The 18,199-nt window shown below is 65.6% G+C and carries 14 protein-coding genes and 1 pseudogene; 10 read left to right on the forward strand and 5 right to left on the reverse strand.

Translation table 11 applies throughout. The features are described 5' to 3' along the window. Complete coding sequence (locus tag BANT918_RS03615; RefSeq protein WP_101618988.1) at window positions 1-2,529, forward strand: cytochrome b/b6 domain-containing protein; 2,529 nt, start codon at window positions 1-3, stop codon at window positions 2,527-2,529. Between the two features lie 168 nt (window positions 2,530-2,697). Here the strand turns inward: BANT918_RS03615 and BANT918_RS03620 are convergent, their stop codons facing one another. Next, entirely contained in the window at window positions 2,698-3,360 is a 663-nt protein-coding gene (locus tag BANT918_RS03620) for a GntR family transcriptional regulator (protein ID WP_101618989.1), read from the reverse strand. 106 nt (window positions 3,361-3,466) lie between these two features. Between BANT918_RS03620 and BANT918_RS03625 the strand changes: the two genes are divergently transcribed. The 6 genes from BANT918_RS03625 to purU all read left to right on the forward strand — a co-directional run bounded on the left by BANT918_RS03625 (window position 3,467) and on the right by purU (window position 11,004). Continuing rightward, window positions 3,467-4,684: a sarcosine oxidase subunit beta family protein gene (locus tag BANT918_RS03625; protein ID WP_101619224.1), complete on the forward strand. Its 1,218-nt coding sequence runs from the start codon at window positions 3,467-3,469 to the stop codon at window positions 4,682-4,684. Between the two features lie 26 nt (window positions 4,685-4,710). Beyond that, window positions 4,711-5,052: a sarcosine oxidase subunit delta gene (locus BANT918_RS03630; protein ID WP_101618990.1), complete on the forward strand. Its 342-nt coding sequence runs from the start codon at window positions 4,711-4,713 to the stop codon at window positions 5,050-5,052. Beyond that, entirely contained in the window at window positions 5,049-8,045 is a 2,997-nt protein-coding gene (locus BANT918_RS03635) for a glycine cleavage T C-terminal barrel domain-containing protein (protein WP_101618991.1), read from the forward strand. Before BANT918_RS03630 ends, BANT918_RS03635 begins: the two co-directional genes overlap by 4 nt. Continuing rightward, on the forward strand, window positions 8,038-8,703 hold the full coding sequence (locus tag BANT918_RS03640) for a sarcosine oxidase subunit gamma (RefSeq protein ID WP_101618992.1): 666 nt from the start codon (window positions 8,038-8,040) through the stop codon (window positions 8,701-8,703). The genes BANT918_RS03635 and BANT918_RS03640 overlap by 8 nt, the downstream gene beginning before the upstream one ends. A gap of 165 nt (window positions 8,704-8,868) precedes the next feature. Further along, a protein-coding gene (locus BANT918_RS03645; protein ID WP_101618993.1) for an IS3 family transposase occupies window positions 8,869-10,058 on the forward strand; the annotation gives its coding sequence in 2 pieces (ribosomal slippage) (window positions 8,869-9,153 and window positions 9,156-10,058; 1,188 coding nt in all). A 91-nt stretch (window positions 10,059-10,149) separates the two neighbouring features. Further along, entirely contained in the window at window positions 10,150-11,004 is an 855-nt protein-coding gene (purU, locus tag BANT918_RS03650) for a formyltetrahydrofolate deformylase (protein ID WP_101618994.1), read from the forward strand. Window positions 11,005-11,196: 192 nt separating this feature from the next. Here purU and BANT918_RS03655 read toward each other — a convergent pair whose 3' ends face one another. Beyond that, window positions 11,197-12,777: an aminotransferase class I/II-fold pyridoxal phosphate-dependent enzyme gene (locus BANT918_RS03655; RefSeq protein WP_233430340.1), complete on the reverse strand. Its 1,581-nt coding sequence runs from the start codon at window positions 12,775-12,777 to the stop codon at window positions 11,197-11,199. Between the two features lie 74 nt (window positions 12,778-12,851). On the opposite strand from BANT918_RS03655, the gene BANT918_RS03660 reads away from it, so the two are divergent. Then, window positions 12,852-13,766 (forward strand): LysR family transcriptional regulator, encoded by a 915-nt coding sequence (locus BANT918_RS03660; RefSeq protein ID WP_101618996.1) that lies wholly within the window; start codon window positions 12,852-12,854, stop codon window positions 13,764-13,766. A gap of 66 nt (window positions 13,767-13,832) precedes the next feature. Here the strand turns inward: BANT918_RS03660 and BANT918_RS03665 are convergent, their stop codons facing one another. Further along, complete coding sequence (locus BANT918_RS03665) at window positions 13,833-14,723, reverse strand: IclR family transcriptional regulator (RefSeq protein WP_101618997.1); 891 nt, start codon at window positions 14,721-14,723, stop codon at window positions 13,833-13,835. Between the two features lie 224 nt (window positions 14,724-14,947). Here BANT918_RS03665 and BANT918_RS03670 point away from each other — a divergent pair, with 224 nt between their 5' ends. Further along, window positions 14,948-15,778 (forward strand): ABC transporter ATP-binding protein, encoded by an 831-nt coding sequence (locus BANT918_RS03670; RefSeq protein ID WP_101618998.1) that lies wholly within the window; start codon window positions 14,948-14,950, stop codon window positions 15,776-15,778. 103 nt (window positions 15,779-15,881) lie between these two features. Beyond that, the gene (locus BANT918_RS03675) at window positions 15,882-16,073 is read left to right on the forward strand and encodes a hypothetical protein (RefSeq protein WP_101618999.1); all 192 of its coding nucleotides are present in this window, start codon (window positions 15,882-15,884) and stop codon (window positions 16,071-16,073) included. Between the two features lie 157 nt (window positions 16,074-16,230). Here the strand turns inward: BANT918_RS03675 and BANT918_RS03680 are convergent, their stop codons facing one another. Then, complete coding sequence (locus BANT918_RS03680) at window positions 16,231-17,241, reverse strand: threonine/serine dehydratase (RefSeq protein ID WP_101619000.1); 1,011 nt, start codon at window positions 17,239-17,241, stop codon at window positions 16,231-16,233. Window positions 17,242-17,338: 97 nt separating this feature from the next. After that, window positions 17,339-18,194, reverse strand: a pseudogene (locus BANT918_RS03685) (MFS transporter). Window positions 18,195-18,199: the final 5 nt, after the last annotated feature.

The raw sequence follows: 18,199 nt of genomic DNA on the forward strand, positions 1-18,199 counted from the left end.
ATGGCCACGTACTCCAGTTCGCTGCGCTCGGGCCTGCCCAGAGTCCCGGGCGGTGAGCCATGGCCCCCAGAAGGCACCATCGGTGAGCCGCTCGAGCCGGGCGCCTCGGTTGTGCCGGAAGAGTCGTTCGAGCCGGAAGCTTCGGCAGCGCCGGACGAGTCCAGCGAGTCGGAATCGACTGATTCCGGCGCCGAGGTGGATGACTCGGTAGAGACCGAGCATCCTGCCGCGGTCGAGCAGACCGTTGAGGGCGAAGAGCCCGCCGATGAGCCCGGTTCCGTCGGGACCGGTGCGGCGGTTGGCGCGGCCGGTGTCGCCGTAGGCGCAGCCGCTGGGACTGCCGCCGTTGCCTCCGATTCGGAGGCCGAGCCCGATGAGACTCAGGAACAGTCGTCCGATTCTGTCGCCGAGGCGAGCAGTGAGGTTCCGCTGCGTCGTGGTCTGCCCCGCGTCGAAGGTGGTGACCCATGGCCGCCCGAGGGCCTCGCACCTGCCGGTGTGAAGGCTCCCTCCAACACTTCTGCTGCTTCTGCCGTTTCCGGTTCGGGAGCGGCACCTGCTGCCCCGGATGTCGCACCTGCTGTTTCGGATGCCCAGCGTGAGCCGGAAGCTCAGTCCGATTCCGAGCCCTCGGCTGCACCAGCTGCCGATGCACCAGCTGCTGATGCTCCGTTGGCCGCCGCCGCGACCGCAGGTGCGGGAGCCGCTGCCGGCACAGCCGCAGTCGCGTCCGCCTCCGGTGGTCAGAGCGCAGCCGAGGTTCCTCTGCGTCGTGGCCTGCCCAGGGTCGCCGGTGGCGACCCCTGGCCGCCAGAAGGGTTCGCGCCCGCTGGTGCCAAGGCCGCCTCGTCGAGTTCGGCACCATCAAGTGCTCCTGCGGCCGAGACTTCTGCTGATGCTGGTGTCGCCAGCGGAGACGAAGCACCGACTGCCGATGTGGCTGCGGCCGAGGCCGACACGTCCTCCGCAGCTCCGGCTGCCGCCGCGACTGCCGGTGCCGCTGGTGCGGCGGTCGCCGCGTCCGGGAAGAAATCCTCTGGCGAACTCAGCGACACGCCTCTTCGCCGCGGACTTCCCCGTGTTGTCGGTGGGGATCCATGGCCACCCGAAGGCTTTGCCCCGGCGAATGCCACGGCCACCTCTGCTTCGACCGGAGGCGACGCTTCAGGTGCAGGCTCGGCCGACACCACGTCGACCGCCACAGCCCCGGCATCCGCCGCCACAGCCGCGGACTCTGCTGCCCCGGCTGAGGAGCCGTCGGCAGGCACGTCCGCACACGCGGATTCCGACTCCTCGTCGGCAGCTCCGGCCGCCGCAGCGGGAGCTGCAGCCGTTGGTGCCGGTGCAGCCGGTGGCGCAGCTGTCTCGTCGAGTTCTGACGAGAAGCCAGCGGCCACCTCGGCGGAGGAGAAGCCGGCTCGTTCCGGACTGCCGAAGTCCACAGGGCCGGCGCAGCGGAAGCCGATGGCCAAGCCTGCTGCGAAGGCCACAGACAAGCCGACCGCGAAGCCAGCGGCCAAGCAGGCCGACAAGCCTGCTGCGAAGTCGAGCACCGCACCGACGAAATCGACTTCCGCCTCCGGCTCGGCCGCGGCCAAGCCGGCTGGCGCGAAGAAGAAGGAACCGACGATGATCGGTTCCAAGTCCGTGGGTCAGTGGGCGAAGCTCGGTGGTCTCGGTCTCGGCGGCCTCGTCGTCGTGGCTGGAATCCTCGTCCTCGCGGCACGAGGGCTGACGACTCTGCCCGGTGTCCCCGAGTTCCTCGAGCGCTACCCGGGTGAGTATCACCTGCCGGAGTTCGTCGATGACGGCTTCCCCGCTTGGGCGAGGTGGACGCATTTCCTCAATGTGTTCTTCATGGTCCTCATCATCCGTTCGGGTCTGCAGGTGCGCCACCAGCAGAAGCCGCCGGCCTTCTACACCCCGAAGAAGGGTGGCAAGAAGATCAGCATCAACCTGTGGTTCCACACGGGCATCGATCTTCTGTGGCTGGCCAATGGCGTCATCTTCGTGGTCCTGCTGTTCATCTCCGGGCACTGGGCGCGGATCGTGCCGACGAGTTGGGAAGTCTTCCCGAACGCGGTCTCGGCCATGCTGCAGTACGCGATGTTGGATTGGCCGGCAGAGGACGGCTGGGTCAACTACAACTCCCTCCAACAGCTGATGTACTTCATCGTCGTGTTCATCGCGGCCCCGCTGGCTGCTATCACGGGTGTGCGGATGAGCGAATGGTGGCCCAAGAACGCCACCAAGCTCAACAAGATCTATCCGGCACCACTGGCGCGTGCGATCCACTTCCCGACGATGATCTTCTTCGTGGTGTTCATCCTCATCCACGTGTTCCTCGTGTTCGCGACGGGAATGCGGCAGAACCTCAACCACATGTACGCAGGTTCGGATGATCTGAACTGGATCGGATTCATCTGGTTCGTGGCGTCTCTGGCAGTCATTGCCGGAGGTTGGTTCGCCGCCAGGCCGATGCTCTTGGCACCGATTGCGAACATGTTCGGGCGAGTCAGCAGCCGCTAGCCGCGGGCTGACCACGAAGGCCCCCGCAGGACGATCGAGTCCTGCGGGGGCCTTCGTCGTGCCGCATAACGTCCTGCGGGTGACGGTGTTCCAACGGTTGGCAAGGTCCTCGATCGAGTGGAGCTTTTCGAGCATTGGCTACAAACAGACGCCGAAGGACGGTTGGGGTCAGTGCAGGGCTGCGCGCAGCGTTGAGTCGAAGTCCCGGACATGCTCGGCGGCATGAGCTTCGGCCACCGACTGCTTGCCTTCGAGGATCGCTTCGAGGAGATCGATGTGCTCACGGATGTGGCCGATGAGGTCCGGAATGCGGGGAATGACCAGGCACCAGATCCGGGTCGCCAGGTCATCGAGGCGGACGAGAGTCTCCATCAAGTGCGGGTTGTCGACCGAGCGATAGATCAGGCGGTGGACCTCAAGGTCGCGCTCCATGAGGGCTCGTGGCTCATCGGTCTCCGTCAGTGCACGCAGATCGGCGATCGTCGCCTCGAACTCCTGCCGACGCTCAGGAGTGAGATTGCAGGCCGCTTTGCGGGCGGCGATGGGCTCGAGGACCTCGCGCAACTCGGAAATCGTCGACAGGTCCTTGAGGTCGACATTGCTCGCGAAGGTGCCACGACGCGAGTAGGAGACGACGAGGTGGTCGCTCTCCAGCCGTTTGAGCGCTTCCCTGATGGGGGTCCGTCCGACGTCGAGCTCGGCGCTCAGTCCAGCTTCGTTGATGGGGTCGCCAGGAGCGATGTCAAGCATGATGAGGCGGTGGCGAAGGATCTCGTAGGCACGGTCGGCAAGAGACATCTTCTGCGACGCCGCAGCGGACGACAAATCCATTCCCGAACTCCTGAAGTCACCTATTGCGCATTTGCTTTTCCTCGTCTTAGACTACAGGAACACATCTGATATATGAGTTGATGATCAAATGGTCGAAGGAGATCGCATGGCAGACCAACTCCCCGAGCACCCCGATTTCCTGTGGCGGAATCCGGAGCCGAAGGCCTCCTATGAAGCCGTCATCATCGGCGGCGGCGGACACGGCCTGGCCACCGCGTACTATCTGGCCAAGAACCATGGCATGACGAACATCGCGATCCTCGAACGCGGCTGGCTGGCCGGCGGCAATATGGCTCGCAACACGACGATCATCCGCTCGAACTACCTGTGGGACGAGTCTGCCGCGATCTACGAGAAGTCCCTCAAGCTCTGGGAACAGCTGCCCGAGGAACTCGACTACGACTTCCTCTTCTCCCAGCGCGGAGTCCTCAACCTCGCCCACACCCTCCAGGACATGCGCGAATCGCAGAGGCGCGTCAACGCCAATGCCCTCAACGGCGTCGACGCCGAATGGCTCGACCCCAAGCAGGTCAAGGAAGTCTGCCCGATCATCAACATCGGCGACGACCTGCGCTACCCGGTCATGGGCGGAACCTACCAGCCGCGTGCCGGCATCGCCAAGCACGACCACGTCGCCTGGGCCTTCGCCCGCAAGTGTGACGAAATGGGCGTCGACATCATCCAGAACTGTGAGGTCACCGGCATCGAGCGCATGGGCGACAAGGTCGTCGGCGTTGAAACCAACCGCGGCAACATCGCCACCGAACGCGTGGCCATGTGCGTGGCAGGAGACTCCTCGGTGCTGGCAGACATGGCCGGCATCCGACTGCCGATCCAGTCCCATCCCCTGCAGGCCCTGGTGTCCGAACTCTTCGAGCCCGTCCACCCGACCGTCGTGATGTCCAACCACGTTCACGTCTACGTCTCCCAGGCGCACAAGGGAGAGCTGGTCATGGGCGCCGGCGTCGACTCCTATAACGGCTATGGGCAACGAGGCGGCTTCCATGTCATCGAAGAGCAGCTGGCCGCCGCGGTCGAACTGTTCCCGATCTTCGCCCGCGCCCACGTGCTGCGCACCTGGGGCGGCATCGTCGACGTCACCCTCGATGCCTCACCCATCGTGTCGAAGACCGAGGTCGCAGGCCTCTACGCCAATTGCGGCTGGGGCACCGGCGGGTTCAAGGGCACGCCTGCCGCGGGACTCACTTTCGCCCACACCATCGCGAACGACGAACCCCACCCGCTCAACGCCCCCTATGCGCTCGACCGGTTCGAAACCGGTCACCTCATCGATGAGCACGGCGCGGCCGCCGTGGCCCACTGAGCCGACCCGACCTGGAAGGACGACCAATGCTTCTCATCGACTGCCCGAACTGCGGGCCACGCGACGAAACCGAATTCCACTACGGCGGGCAGGCCCACGTGGCCTACCCGGCCGACCCCCACGCGCTGAGCGACAAAGAGTGGGCCGAGTTCCTCTTCTATCGCAACAACGACCGCGGCCTCTTTGCCGAGCGGTGGAGCCACAGCCTCGGCTGCCGGAAGTGGTTCAACGCCGTCCGCGACACCGTGACCTATGACTTCACGGCCATCTACCCCATGGGCCATTCGCGACCGACAGGCGCAGGCCCGAGCGCTGCAGCCACTGCAGGCGCTGACCCGATTCCAGCCGAAGGCGAGGGCGCACGATGAGCTCCGCAGACACGAACATCCGCCTCGACCACGCGACCGGAATCGACCGTTCGCGTCCCATCTCCTTCACCGTCGACGGTCGCCACTATGAGGGTTTCGCCGGTGACACGATCGCCAGCGCCCTCATTGCTGCAGGTCGCATCGACTGCGGCAACTCGACGTACCTGGGACGGCCCCGCGGCCTCCTCAGCGCCGGCATCGAGGAGTCCAACGCCCTTGTCCGCGTGCATCCACGCGTTTCCGGTGACGTCAGCGAATCAATGCTGCCGGCCACTCGTGTTCCCATCACCGAGGGCCTCGAGGCCGACTACCTCGCGGGCCTGGGTATCCTCGACCCCGGTCAGGACGAACTCGTCTACGAGCACAAGCACGTCCACACCGACGTCCTCGTCGTCGGTGCCGGGCCGGCCGGCCTGGCCGCAGCGCGCGAGGCCGGCAGGTCCGGTGCCCGCACCCTGCTCCTCGACGATCGCGCCGCCCCCGGCGGATCGCTGCTGTCGAGCTCAGGGGCATTCGGTGTAGGAGGGTCGGCAGAGACCATCGACGAGGTACCTGCCGCTGCGTGGATCGAGTCGACTGTGGCTTCCTTCGCCGAGGCGGAGGAGCTCACATACAGAGCCAACACGACCGTGTTCGGCAGCTACGACTCGAACTACTTCGTCGCCCTCGAAGACCGCACCCTCGACCTCGTCGAGAACGACGGCAGAGGCCGCTCTGCGGCCGAAGCCAGGGACGACAAATCCACGGCAGGCCACAGCGCCACATCCCGGGCCGGCACCCGGCAACGGGTGTGGCACATCCGGGCCAAGCAGGTTGTGCTCGCCACCGGAGCCCACGAGCGCCCCATCGTGTTCGCCGACAACGACCGACCGGGCATAATGCTCGCCTCGGCCGTGCGGACGTACCTCAACCGTTTCGGTGTCGCCGCTGGTCAGCGCATCGCGATCGCTGCGACAAATGATTCGGCCTACGAACTGCTGGCCGATCTGCACGCGGCCGGCATCGAGGTTCCAGCGATCATCGACTCCCGGACCACCGCCTCGGCGATGGCTGAACGGGTCGTTGGCAGGACGGGAACCCGACTCATCCTCGGCTCCGCAGTCACCGGCACCGCAGGCCAGGGCCCGGCGGGACGCATCAGCCGGGTCACCGTCGCAGCCCTCGACGATGACTGCGTGGCCGCCGGGGACGGCGAAGACATCGACGTCGACCTGCTCGCCGTGGCCGGCGGATTCTCCCCGGTCATCCACCTGCACGGACAACGTAAGGGGCCAATCGTTTGGCGGGCTGACATCGCCGCTTTCGTCCCGAGAACACCGGTGCGCAACCAGTTCACCGTCGGTGCGATCAATGGCGACTACTCCCTCGAAGCGGCCCTCAAAGACGGGGCCGAGGCGGGCAATGCAGCAGCTGATCGCACCGGCTTCGCCGCTGCGCTCGACGCCCCCAAGGCCACAGCGATGACGTACGCACCGGCGCGCCCACTGTGGCTGGTCACCTCGGCCAAGGACGACCACACGGCGCTGACCACGCACTTCATCGACTTCCAGCGCGACCAAAGCGTTGCAGACGTGCAGCGGGCGATGAACGCGGGCATGCGCTCCGTCGAGCACATCAAGCGCTACACTTCGATCTCGACGGCCAATGATCAGGGCAAGACGAGCGCGGTCAACGCCATCGGTGCGATCGCCTCAGTCCTCGGCGAGACCGACCTGGGCTCAGTCGGTCACACGACCTTCCGGGCTCCCTTCGCACCGGTGCCCTTCGCAGCCTTGGCCGGCCGGCGGAAGGGTGAGCTGTTCGATCCGGCACGCATCACCGCGATCCACCCCTGGCATGTGGCCCACGGTGCGAAGTTCGAGGACGTCGGGCAGTGGAAGAGACCCTGGTACTACCCCCGACCGGGAGAGGACATGGACGCCGCGGTGCTGCGCGAGGGTAAGGCCGTGCGCGAATCGGTCGGCTTCCAGGACGCCTCGACGCTGGGCAAGATCGAGATCCGCGGCACCGACGCCGGCGATTTCCTGGGCCAGATCTACACGAACGGCTTCAAGAAACTGGCGGTCGGCAAGGGGCGCTACGGTCTCATGTGCAAACCCGACGGCATGATCTTCGACGACGGCGTGACCCTGCGCGTGGCCGAGGACCGCTACTACATGACCACGACCACTGGCGGTGCCGCGACCGTCCTCGAATGGCTCGAGGAATGGCACCAGACGCAATGGCCCGAACTCGACGTCGTCTTCACCTCGGTGACGGAAGAATGGTCGACCGTCGCGGTCGCCGGACCCCAGTCCCGGGACGTCATCGCCAAGATCGCCCCGCACCTCGACGTGTCCAACGAGGCCTTCGAGTTCATGGGCTTCCGCGAGACCACCCTGGCCAATGGGATCCCGGCGCGCATCTGCCGGATCTCCTTCTCCGGTGAGCTGGCCTTCGAGGTCAATGTCGAGAACTACTACGGCCTGGCCGTGTGGGAGGCCGTCGCCGAGGCGGGAGCCGAGTTCGACATCACCCCCTACGGCACCGAGGTCATGCACGTCCTGCGTGCCGAGAAGGGCTTCATCATCGTCGGTCAGGACACCGACGGGACCGTGACCCCGCAGGATGCGGGCATGGAGTGGATCGTCTCGAAGTTCAAGGACTTCATCGGCAAACGCTCCTACTCACGGATCGACACGGCCCGCGAGGACCGCAAACACCTCGTCGGGGTCCTTCCCGTCGACGGCACGACCCGGCTGGCCGAAGGTGCGCAGCTCATCACCGCCGGCACCCCGGTGACCCCGGAGGCCGGGCCCGTACCGATGATCGGCCACGTCACCTCCTCCTACATGTCGCCGAGCCTCGATCGCCCGATCGGTCTCGCCTTCGTCGAAAACGGCCGGAACCGGACGGGTGAGATCATCCAATCCCCGGTTGCAGGCAGCCTCGTCGACGTCGAGATCACCTCGCCCGTCTTCTACGACCCAGAAGGGAACCGCCGCGATGGCTGAAACCACCCACACCACCGAGCAGCGCCAGACTCAGCTGCGCAACGTCGAGTCCTCCGCCGAGGCGCTCGATACCCTCCGCGTCTCACCCGGAGCCCACCTCGCCGAGGAGATGGCCACCGCCACCAGGGCCGGCAGAGACGAGGTGGGCCTGCGGGAACGGGCGTTCGCCGTCCAGCTCGGGCTGCGCGCCACGCCGGGAACCGCCTCGGCCGAGGCCCTCGAGTCCGCCCTGGGAATCACCTTGCCCGGGCAGATCGGCGAGGTCACCGGCGACGAAGCGGGACTGCATGCGTTCTGGCTGGGTCCCGACGAGTTCCTCGCCGTCGACGTCTCCCGGCGTCAGCAGCCCGGGGAGACCCTCATAGCCGAGGCCTCCCTCGAGGGGCTGCCGGGACAGGCTGTGGATCTGTCCGCGAACCGCACGATCCTCGAACTGAGCGGGTCGAAGGCACGTGAAGTCCTCGAAAAGAGCGTCCGCGCCGATCTCCATCTCCGTGCCTTCGGCGTCGGTACGGCGATATCGGCCCAACTGGGGCCGGTGCCGGTCATCGTGCACCACTCCTCGGCGCTTGAATACCGTATCTACCCGCGGGCGAGCTTCGCGGACTTCACGATTCGTTGGCTGCTCGACGGAATGGCGGAGTTCCTCACCGACTGACGCAGAACGGGCAGGGGAGCGCGGGTTCGAAGGGCGCGGGTTCGGAAGTCGCGAACTCTGCGCAAGCCGGGAACCGAGCGTCTGAAGTTGACCAAGGGGACTGATGCAGGGTTAGGTGACATCTAATCTGGCTTGTTCATAGGCAAGCCTGGAAGGATAGACACCATGCCACAGCCCTACCCGAAAGAATTCCGCGACGACGTCATCCGCGTCGTCCAGACCAGGGATTCCAAGACGACGATCGGACAGATCGCCAAGGACTTCGGAGTCCACGAAGGCACCATCAACAAATGGCTCCGCCAAGCAGAAATCGATGCCGGCAACAAACCCGGCAACACCAGCGACGAGTCCGCCGAACTACGAGAGATGCGTCGGCGCAATCGTCTGCTTGAGCAGGAGAACGAGGTCCTGCGCCGCGCGGCCGCCTATCTGTCACAGGCGAACCTGCCGTCAAAAGGCTCTACCCGCTCGTGAGAGAGCTCGCCGTCGACGGGATCCCCGTGGCGGTGTCGTGCCGGGTCTTGAAGCTCTCCCGCCAGCCCTACTACCGGTGGCTGGCCGCGCCTGTCCCTGATACCGATCTCGTTGAGGCATATCGGGCCAATGCGCTCTTCGATGCCCACCGTGATGATCCCGAGTTCGGGTACCGATACCTCGCCGACGAAGCCGAAGCGGCCGGCCAACCCATGGCGGCACGCACTGCGTGGCGGTTGTGTTCGGCCAATGACTGGTTTTCCGCCTTCGGTAAGGGCCGGGCCAAGAACGGGAAGAAGCCGGGCCCACCCGTTCACGACGATCTGTGCGCGGTTGTCGATGCCGACGGACGGACCAGGCACGAGTTTAGAGCTGATGGACCGAATCAGCTGTGGTTGACCGACATTTCGGAGCACCATACGAATGAGGGTAAGCGCTACCTCTGCGCGGTCAAGGACGCCTACTCGTCACGCATCGTCGGCTATTCGATCAGCTCGAGGATGAAAGCCCGGTTGGCTGTCGATGCCCTCGAGATGGCTGTGACCAGGCGCGGTGACGTGGCCGGATGCGTGACGCACAGCGACCGTGGCAGCCAATTCAGATCGAAGAAATTCACTCGGGCTTTGGCCCGTCACGGCATCATCGGGTCGATGGGACGAGTCGTCGCAGCGGGCGATAACGCGGCCATGGAATCGTTCTTCGCCCTGTTGCAGAAGAACGTTCTCGACCGTCGCCGGTGGGTCACTCGCGACCAGTTGAGAATCGCGATCGTGTCCTGGATCGAGCGTACATATCACCGACGTCGCCGACAAGCCCGGTTGGGTCGATTGACACCAGTAGAGTACGAAGCAATCATAGAGCCAGCTGCTCTCGCAGCATGACACTCACGCTGTCACCCTTCTTTGCAACAGTCCCAAGGTGAGCTTGTCACCCAATGATTGAGTACACCCATCGAGCAAGGAAGCAGCGGATATGCAGGATTACGTCTTCACCCTGGAATGCGACGAACGGCCGGGAATTCTCCATTCCGTCACCGGCGCCCTCCTCACTCACGGGGGTGACATCAAGGAACTCAAGCAGTTCGACGATCAGTACACACAGCGCCTGTTCCTGCGCATCGACTTCAGTGTCGAGGAGGGATCGAACGGTGCGATCGATGGTCTGCGCGCCGACTTCGAAGGCATCGGCACCGAGTTCGATGCGCGCTGGCAGCTGTGGCCGCAGGGGGAGAAGCGTCGGGTCCTCATCATGGTCTCGAAGTTCGAACACTGCCTCAACGACCTGCTCTTCCGCGCCCAGATCGGCGAACTGCCCATCGAGATCGCGGCCGTGGTGTCCAACCATCCCGACCACCGCGAGCTCGTCGAATGGCATCACATCCCGTTCTTCCGCATTCCGGTGACCAAGGAGACGAAGCCCGAGGCGGAGGCGAAGCTGCTCGAACTCATCGACCGCTTCGAAATCGACCTCGTCGTCCTCGCCCGCTACATGCAGGTCCTCTCCGACGACCTGGCCCGCGAGCTGACAGGCAAGGCCATCAACATCCACCACTCGTTCCTGCCCTCGTTCAAGGGTGCCAAGCCCTACCACCAGGCCTGGGAACGAGGAGTCAAGACCGTCGGGGCGACCGCGCACTTCGTCGACAGTGAACTCGACGAGGGGCCGATCATCGCCCAGCAGCTCGTCGAGGTCGACCACTCCTTCGGCCCCAAGGACCTTGTTGCTGCCGGTCGTGACGCCGAATGCAAGGCCCTGTCCAACGCCGTGAAGTGGCACTGCGACGGCCGCGTGTTCCTCTCAGGAAAGCGCACCGTCGTCCTGCGCTGAGTTTTCAGGCCACGCTGCAAGTCGACACGGGCGACGCTGCATCATCGAGCGGACCACTTACCGTTGAGCGGACCAGTTATAGCCGGTCCGCTCGGCGATAAGTGGTCCGCTCGATGATGGACGGCCAGCGCCAGCGCCAGCGCCGGCGTGGGTGCTGGCCGATCAGCCGACCCCAGCGGATCTCGGCAAGACTCAGCTCCTCTCTGCCACGACGTTGAAGGTATCCATCCTCGCGTCCTGGGCTCCGCGCACATAGCCCGAGGGCGCGGCCGCGGTCATGCGGAGGAAATCGACGACCTCGGCGCTGAGCACCTCACCGGGCAGAACATTGGGCACACCGGGCGGGTACGCGGCCAGGGCATCGGCTGAGACCCGGCCGACCGCCTCGGCGAAGGGAACGGTCTGCGGCGCCGCGAAGTAGGCGTCGCTGATCTCCAGACGCTTCTCGCAGCTGCCGGGCAGAACGATGGGGCGCTCAGGCTCGGACTCGGATCGCGGCAGTGCCTGCAGGGCCGTCCAGAAGCGATCGACATCGACAGGCGAGGTCGCGCCGATGAGCAGCAGCAGCGCCGAAGGTGTCGCGAGTTCGCAGTAGATCCGGTGGTCGCGGATGAGCTGGTACTGGGCATCGGCGCCGGTGATTCCGGCACCACGGGTATCGATGACGACCTTGAACGGATCGTTGGCGATCGCATCATGACCGCCGAGGATGTCGGGAGTCGCATCGCGGAAACGGGAGTCCTTCTGAACTCGGGCTCGAATCTCCTCGGCGGTGGCAAGGGCTTCGTCGATCGCCTCCGGGTGGGTGACGAGGTGACGGCGAGCCTCGTCGAGGGATGACAGGAGGATGGCACTGGACGAGGTCGATTGGTAGGACTTCACGACCCGGTCGACCAGGGTTTCGATGCGCAGTGCCTGCCGGCCGTGGCCCAGGTGGATCATCGCGGACTGCGCCAAAGACCCGGCGCCCTTGTGGGTGCTGGAGATGACGAGGTCGGCGCCCAGACGGACCGCGTTGACGGGCAGCCTCGGGTGCATACCGAAGTGGGATCCCCAGGCCTCATCGACGATGAGGGGAACATTGTGGCTGTGGGCCACCTCGGCGATCGCGGCGATATCGGCCACAGCACCGAAGTAGCTGGGGGAGACGAGGTAGACAGCGGCCGATTCCGGGTGCTCGCTCAGGGCGTATTCGACCTGGGCCGGTGTCACACCGTGGGAGGAGCCGAGGCCGGGGTCGACCCGGCCGTGGATGAAGTGCGGTCGCAGTTCGGCGTGGGTGACGCCGTCGATGACGGAGGAGTGGACGCTGCGCTGGAGGACGAATTCGCGTCCCAAGCCGCGCACGACGGTTGTCGCGATGTGGTTGCCGCCGGAAGCGCCGTTGGTGATGAACCAGGTCCGTGCTGCGCCCCAGGCCTCGGCGGCGAGCTGCTGGGCGGCCATGATCGGAGTCACCCGTTCGTGATTGATCATGCGCCAGTTCTCCTGGTCGACGCCGCTGAAGAGCATGGGGAAGTCGATGCCCATGCCGGCCTCGCCGACGATTTCGGCCAGTCCCGGCGCATGGTCGCGGCTGCCCTGATGGGCGGGCACGTGCAGGCGCTGCCAGTCCTCGGCGGCCAGGCAGCGCAGCGCCTCGGCATACGGAGCGGTGTGCTGGCGAGGATCGACGGCGGTGGCGATCTGTGCTGTGGCGTTTGCTGGGGCGGCCGCTGTGTCCGTGACGGAGGCAGCCGCGGTGTCGGGGTGCAGATGAGTTTCGGCGAGCATGACTCCCACACTAGGGATCGAAACTTGCCTACGATATAGCAAGAAACCATTCACGGTGTCATAGTGTCTATGTCATGATGAATCTGCAGCAGTTCCGGGTGCTCCTGGCCATCAGGGACGAGGGAAGCCTCAACCGCGCCGCCGAGGTGCTCGACCACGGAGTCCCGACCGTGACACATCACCTGCGCAGCCTCGAATCCCATCTGCGGATCAAGCTCGTCGACCGGTCGCGGAATGGAACCCGACTGACGCCCTTGGGCGAGTCCTTCGCCGAGGAGATCGAACCGGTGCTGGCACGCATCGACCGGGCCGAGCAGCTCGTCACCGCCCAACGCGATGCCGGCGTCGTCTCCCTGCGCGTCGGCTCGTTCTCCTCGATCGGCTCACGTCTGCTTCCGGCTGCTATCGCGGAACTCCAGCACCGGACATCCGTGCGCGTCGAGGTCGTCGAAGCTGAACCCAGCGAAGTGGTGCGGATGCTGCACAGCGGCGAGGTCCACGCGGGCCTCATCTACGACATCCCGGAACTGCCCGAGTTCGCGGGCCCCGAGCTGCGGCTGCGCACCCTCCTCGACGAGCCGTACCGGGTCATGGTGGCCAGCGACGGGGAACTGGCGACGCACGAGGTCCTCGACTTCGCCACGATGGGCGACGTCGACTGGGTGTGCAGTCGCAACGAATCGGAAGCCTCGGTGCGGGTGCTGCGGCGTATCTCACGCGGCCTCGGCTATGAACTGCGCGAACTCATGCGCAGCGACGACCTCTACATGATCCACGGGCTCGTGGCCGAGGGTCTCGGGTGCGCCCTGACCACCGAGGCGGCCGTGGACACGGACTTCGACGTCGTCCTCCGACCCGCCAAACAGGACCTGGGCCAACGTCGGGTGTCCTTCGTGACCCGGCCGGGACCGACCCCGGCTGCAGTGGGTTGGCTGGGAGAGATTCTGGGTTCGGTGGCAGCACGACTGGAGGCCGCCTCGGCGGGGTGATCAGAGGAGGCACCCTGGGTTCAGCCAGCGGTGTACCTCGGCTCTGCGATCGGGCGCGGACGTGGCTCAGGGCTCGGACTGGGTGCTCAGTGCTTCGGCGATGGCATTGGCCTCCCGGCGCAGCAGCGCAACGAGGCGTTCGACGCGGGGACCGGTGACGCGATCGGCGATGCTCGCGATGGAAAGCGCCGCACGAGGACGGCTGCCGCGGATCTTCAGCGGAACGCCCACCGCCCAGGATCCCTGGGCAAAGAGGCCGGGATTGTGGACGAAGCCATCGACCCGGGCCCGGTCGATGATGTCGCGCAGCGCGGTGACGGAGACCTTGGGATACCGTTCGGTGAAGATCTGAGCATTGGCGTCGAACTGCGCATCCACCTCGGAGGGGGAGAGCTCGGAGAGGATTGCCAGGCTGCCGGCGCCGATTCCCAACGGGTGGCGGTCGCCCACGGACAGGGCGTTGTTGAGGATCTCGCCGAAGCCCTCCTCGCGACGCGCGCAGATCGAATGGTTGCCGGTGCGCAGGGTCAGGAAGGCGGTGTCCTGGCTCAGCTCGGCCAGGCGCAGCAGGCTCGACTCCGCCTCCGTGACCAGAGGGTCGAGGGACTTCTGCGCCAGCTGACCGAGGATCTGGGACTGCACGCCGAGGCGGTAGCCGCCTTCGTCGAGGCGTTCGACATAGCCCATGGCGATCAGGGCCTGGAGCATGCGATGGACGCTGGCCTTGGGCCGCCCGCTGATCGAAGCGACTTCGGACAGGCTGGCACCACTGCCGCGCTCGCCGGCGATGAGGCCGACGAGATTGAGCAGGGACAATGCCCGCTGGATGCTCTGGGCGCCGGTGCCGGGCTCCAGGTCGTCGACGGCGTGGGCGACGTTGAATGACGCCGATCGACGCAGGATCTTCCCGCGCATTTTGATGCGGTGTTCGTCATGGGGGTCGGCGCCGTTGTGCATGCCTCCATTATGGTCGTCGCGATCGAATAAGGGCAGTCCAGTCGGTGTCGCTCTACCCGGACGATGCCCGAGGCGATCCATGATGTGGAACAGGACTCGGCGCCCCACGAGGCGGCGCCGGTGCCCAGCCTCCTAGACTCGGATCGGTCCCCTGCTCACTGTGGGCGGACCGGCGAACTCAATCTGGGCGAACACAATCTGATGGTGACGGGGACGAACTGGCGATGACGGGCACGAAAGCAGGCGACGTGGATACGACGGTCCTCAATCTCAACGATGTGACATTCCGACGCGGGGAGACGCAGATCCTCCACGGCATCGACCTGAGCATCGGCCGCGGCGAGCACTGGGTCCTCATCGGCCCCAACGGTGCGGGGAAGTCGACGATACTCAGCTTCGCCTCGGCGCAGGTCTTTCCCACGTCAGGCACTGTCGACATCCTTGGGCAGCGCATGGGCAGGGTCGAACTCCAGGCCCTGCGCCGGCACATCGGGCACGTGAATCCACGCCATCCGCTGCGCTCGAACCTGAGTGTGCGCGAGGTCGTCCTCACCGGACTGACCGGCACGATCGAGCGCCCCTTCCGTTGGGAGCCCAGCCCGGAGGAGATTGCCAAGGCCGAAGGCCTCATCGCCGAGGTGGGGCTCAGTTCCCGCGCGGATGCCGGGTGGAAGATCCTCTCGCAGGGGGAGCGGGGCCGGGCACTGGTCGCCCGAGCGCTCATCGCCGATCCGCAGCTCCTCCTCTTCGACGAACCGACCACCGGCCTCGACGTCGCCGCCAGTGAGCAGCTCCTCGAGACGATCGATTCGCTGTCGGTGACCTCGCCGCAACTGACGACGCTGCTGGTCACCCACCATCTTGAGGAGATCCCGGAATCGACCTCCCACGCCATGCTCATCTCCCACGGCCGGCTCACTGCGGCTGGTGACATCGCCGAGGTGCTCACCACCGACCAGGTCAGTGCGGCCTTCGAGCACCCGATCGATGTCGGTTTCGCCGACGGGCGCTTCTCGGCACGTGCGATCCGGCAGCGCAGTCTCGCAGTTCGATAGTTCACTGCCGCCGACTCGGTAGTTCACCTGCGCCGACGAGGACTGCGGGCCCGTCGCGACCCGCGTCATTGCGCACGTTCCCTGAGCGGCTTAGTCTTGAAGCATGAAGATGAGTACCGTATGGAGCATCATTGGCGCGATCATCGCCATCATCATCGCGTGGTGGGTGGTCAACGTCGCGTTCTCGATCGCCTGGTTCCTCGTCAAGGCGATCATCGCAGTGGTCGTCGCGGCCGTGATCTTCACCCTCATCAAACAGGCCTTCAAGTCCAAGGACCGCCAGAAACAGCGCTAGAGGCTCATAGCTCGCGCCGGAGACTCGCCGCTGCTGTCCTTGCTCCTGCGCGAATTTCCCCAGTCCTGCGCTATTTCGCGTGAGTGACCCCGATGCCTCATTTTGCGGACGAGAACCCTGTCTGCAAACAGGCCGCTCGTCCGCAGACCGGGGCGAGTCAGAGATCGCCGAGGCTGGTGTTCGCTCCGCAGAGGACGACGCAGACCTTCTCATCGGGTGCCGGAACATAGACCGCTGAATCGCTGGATCCGTGGATTCCCGCCAGCGCTGTCGCGGCCGCATGCTCGACAGCCAGCCGGTGCTCACCCCACAGATGCCGGCGGGCCCCGACAATCTGCTCATCATCGACGAGCACCGAGGTGACCAGGTCGTTCTGCGCCGCAGCCACAGCCAGGGGCGTCGCCCGGCGTGCGCCCAGAGAGTCCGCGGCCACCGAGTCGACGGGAACGTCGACGGGTTCGCCGGCCTCCAGTGCGGCATTCAGCGCTCGACAGTTCCTCGGTTCCACCGCGACGGTGCGCACCCCATGGAAAGTAGCCGCCGTTGCCACGCCAGCGAACAGCCCGCCTCCGCCGACGGAGACGACGACCGTGTCGAGGTCGGGGATCTGGGAGAGGATCTCGGTCATCATCGTGCCGGCACCGGCGGCGATGAGCGGGTGGTCATAGGCATGGGAGGCCAGCGCACCCGAGGACTCGGCGAATTCCTGGCAGGCCAGGGCCGCCTCGGCGAATTCCGATCCGATCAGGCGCATATCGGCACCATAGTCACGCAGACGCTCGACCTTGACCGCGGGAGCGTTGGCGGGCAGGAACACGGTCGCCGGAACATTCGCGTCGCGGGCGGCCCAGGCACACGCCAGACCCGCGTTGCCGCCCGAGGCGATCGTCACGCCGGCCTCAGGGAAGGTCCCTTCGGCCAGGTGCGTCTGGATGAAGTTCTGGGCACCACGAGCCTTGAACGTGCCCGTGTACTGCATGAACTCCAGGGCGAAGTGAACGCCCGAACCGTCCGGATCGTCAGCCGGTGATGCACTCCATGTCGCGGCCGTCGGAGTCGGAGCCTCGGGGCGGTTCCCGGGCTGCGCCGAGGCGACCGTGACCGGGCGTACCCGACCGACGATCCGTGCGGCGGCCGCTTCGATATCGGGATAGGTCAACTGCGTCACTGGTGCCTCCTCGGGCGCTTGCGTTGGTTGTTCTACAGCTTAAACCCCCGAGCTCAGGCCCGGGGGGGTCCTCAGCCTTCAACCCGCAGCGCAAGCCTCAGCTCGTGTGCTTCGCGACGCCCAGCGGCACACCCTTCGTCTCCTTGACCAGGCTGACGGCGATGAGCGAGATGACGCAGACGATGATCATATAGACGGCGATCGACAGCGATGATCCGGTGCGCGCGAGCAGGGTCTCGGCGATCGTCGGGGCGAAGGCGCCGCCGAGGATCGCGCCCAGGGCGTAGCCGATCGAGACACCGGAATAGCGGACCTGGGGTGGGAACATCTCCGCATACATCGCCGACATCGGGCCGTAGGACAGGCCCATGCCGAGGGTGAGGACGAAGATGCCGATGCCGTACATCCAAATGCTGCCGCTGTCGATCATGAGGAACGTCGGGACCAGCCACACGATGAGGAGGATGTAGCCGATCTGGAAGGTCCGTACGCGCCCCAGCTTGTCCGAAAGCGCACCGCCCCACATCGTGAAGACCAACCAGCCGAAGCTTGCCAATGTCGTGGCCAGCAGCACGGGAGCCCGGTCGAGACCAACCATGCCGCCCGGCTCGATGGGCCTGGAGGCGTAGGCGGCGAAGAACGCGATGATCATGTAGCCCACGGCGTTGTTGCCGATGAAGATCAGAGCGGAGAGGACGACCGGCGATGATCGCGCCCAGTGGTCTGAACAGGAATGAGATTCCCAGAGACGCCCACGCCATGATCTGGCCCAGCGCGGGATTGTCGGAGGCGAGGGGGCCGAAGTACTGAGCCGAGAGGATGAGCCCGGCGGCCTGGGCGTAGATGAAGAAGTCGTACCACTCGATCGTGGTGCCGACGAGGGTCCCGGCCAGGACCTTGCGTTCCTCACGGGTGATCGAGGCCGGTGCAGCTGCGGGCGTTGCTGAAGTCATGAGTG

The organism is Brevibacterium antiquum CNRZ 918, from assembly GCF_900169145.1.
Lineage (GTDB): Bacteria > Actinomycetota > Actinomycetes > Actinomycetales > Brevibacteriaceae > Brevibacterium > Brevibacterium koreense.

Excerpts from the sequence above, each read along its gene's own strand:
- BANT918_RS03615 (WP_101618988.1), top strand. The coding sequence starts at position 1 with ATGGCCACGTACTCCAGTTCGCTGCGCTCGGGCCTGCCCAGAGTCCCG.
- BANT918_RS03620 (WP_101618989.1), bottom strand. The coding sequence starts at position 3,360 with ATGGATTTGTCGTCCGCTGCGGCGTCGCAGAAGATGTCTCTTGCCGAC.
- BANT918_RS03625 (WP_101619224.1), top strand. The coding sequence starts at position 3,467 with ATGGCAGACCAACTCCCCGAGCACCCCGATTTCCTGTGGCGGAATCCG.
- BANT918_RS03630 (WP_101618990.1), top strand. The coding sequence starts at position 4,711 with ATGCTTCTCATCGACTGCCCGAACTGCGGGCCACGCGACGAAACCGAA.
- BANT918_RS03635 (WP_101618991.1), top strand. The coding sequence starts at position 5,049 with ATGAGCTCCGCAGACACGAACATCCGCCTCGACCACGCGACCGGAATC.
- BANT918_RS03640 (WP_101618992.1), top strand. The coding sequence starts at position 8,038 with ATGGCTGAAACCACCCACACCACCGAGCAGCGCCAGACTCAGCTGCGC.
- purU (WP_101618994.1), top strand. The coding sequence starts at position 10,150 with ATGCAGGATTACGTCTTCACCCTGGAATGCGACGAACGGCCGGGAATT.
- BANT918_RS03655 (WP_233430340.1), bottom strand. The coding sequence starts at position 12,777 with ATGCTCGCCGAAACTCATCTGCACCCCGACACCGCGGCTGCCTCCGTC.
- BANT918_RS03660 (WP_101618996.1), top strand. The coding sequence starts at position 12,852 with ATGATGAATCTGCAGCAGTTCCGGGTGCTCCTGGCCATCAGGGACGAG.
- BANT918_RS03665 (WP_101618997.1), bottom strand. The coding sequence starts at position 14,723 with ATGCACAACGGCGCCGACCCCCATGACGAACACCGCATCAAAATGCGC.
- BANT918_RS03670 (WP_101618998.1), top strand. The coding sequence starts at position 14,948 with ATGACGGGCACGAAAGCAGGCGACGTGGATACGACGGTCCTCAATCTC.
- BANT918_RS03675 (WP_101618999.1), top strand. The coding sequence starts at position 15,882 with ATGAAGATGAGTACCGTATGGAGCATCATTGGCGCGATCATCGCCATC.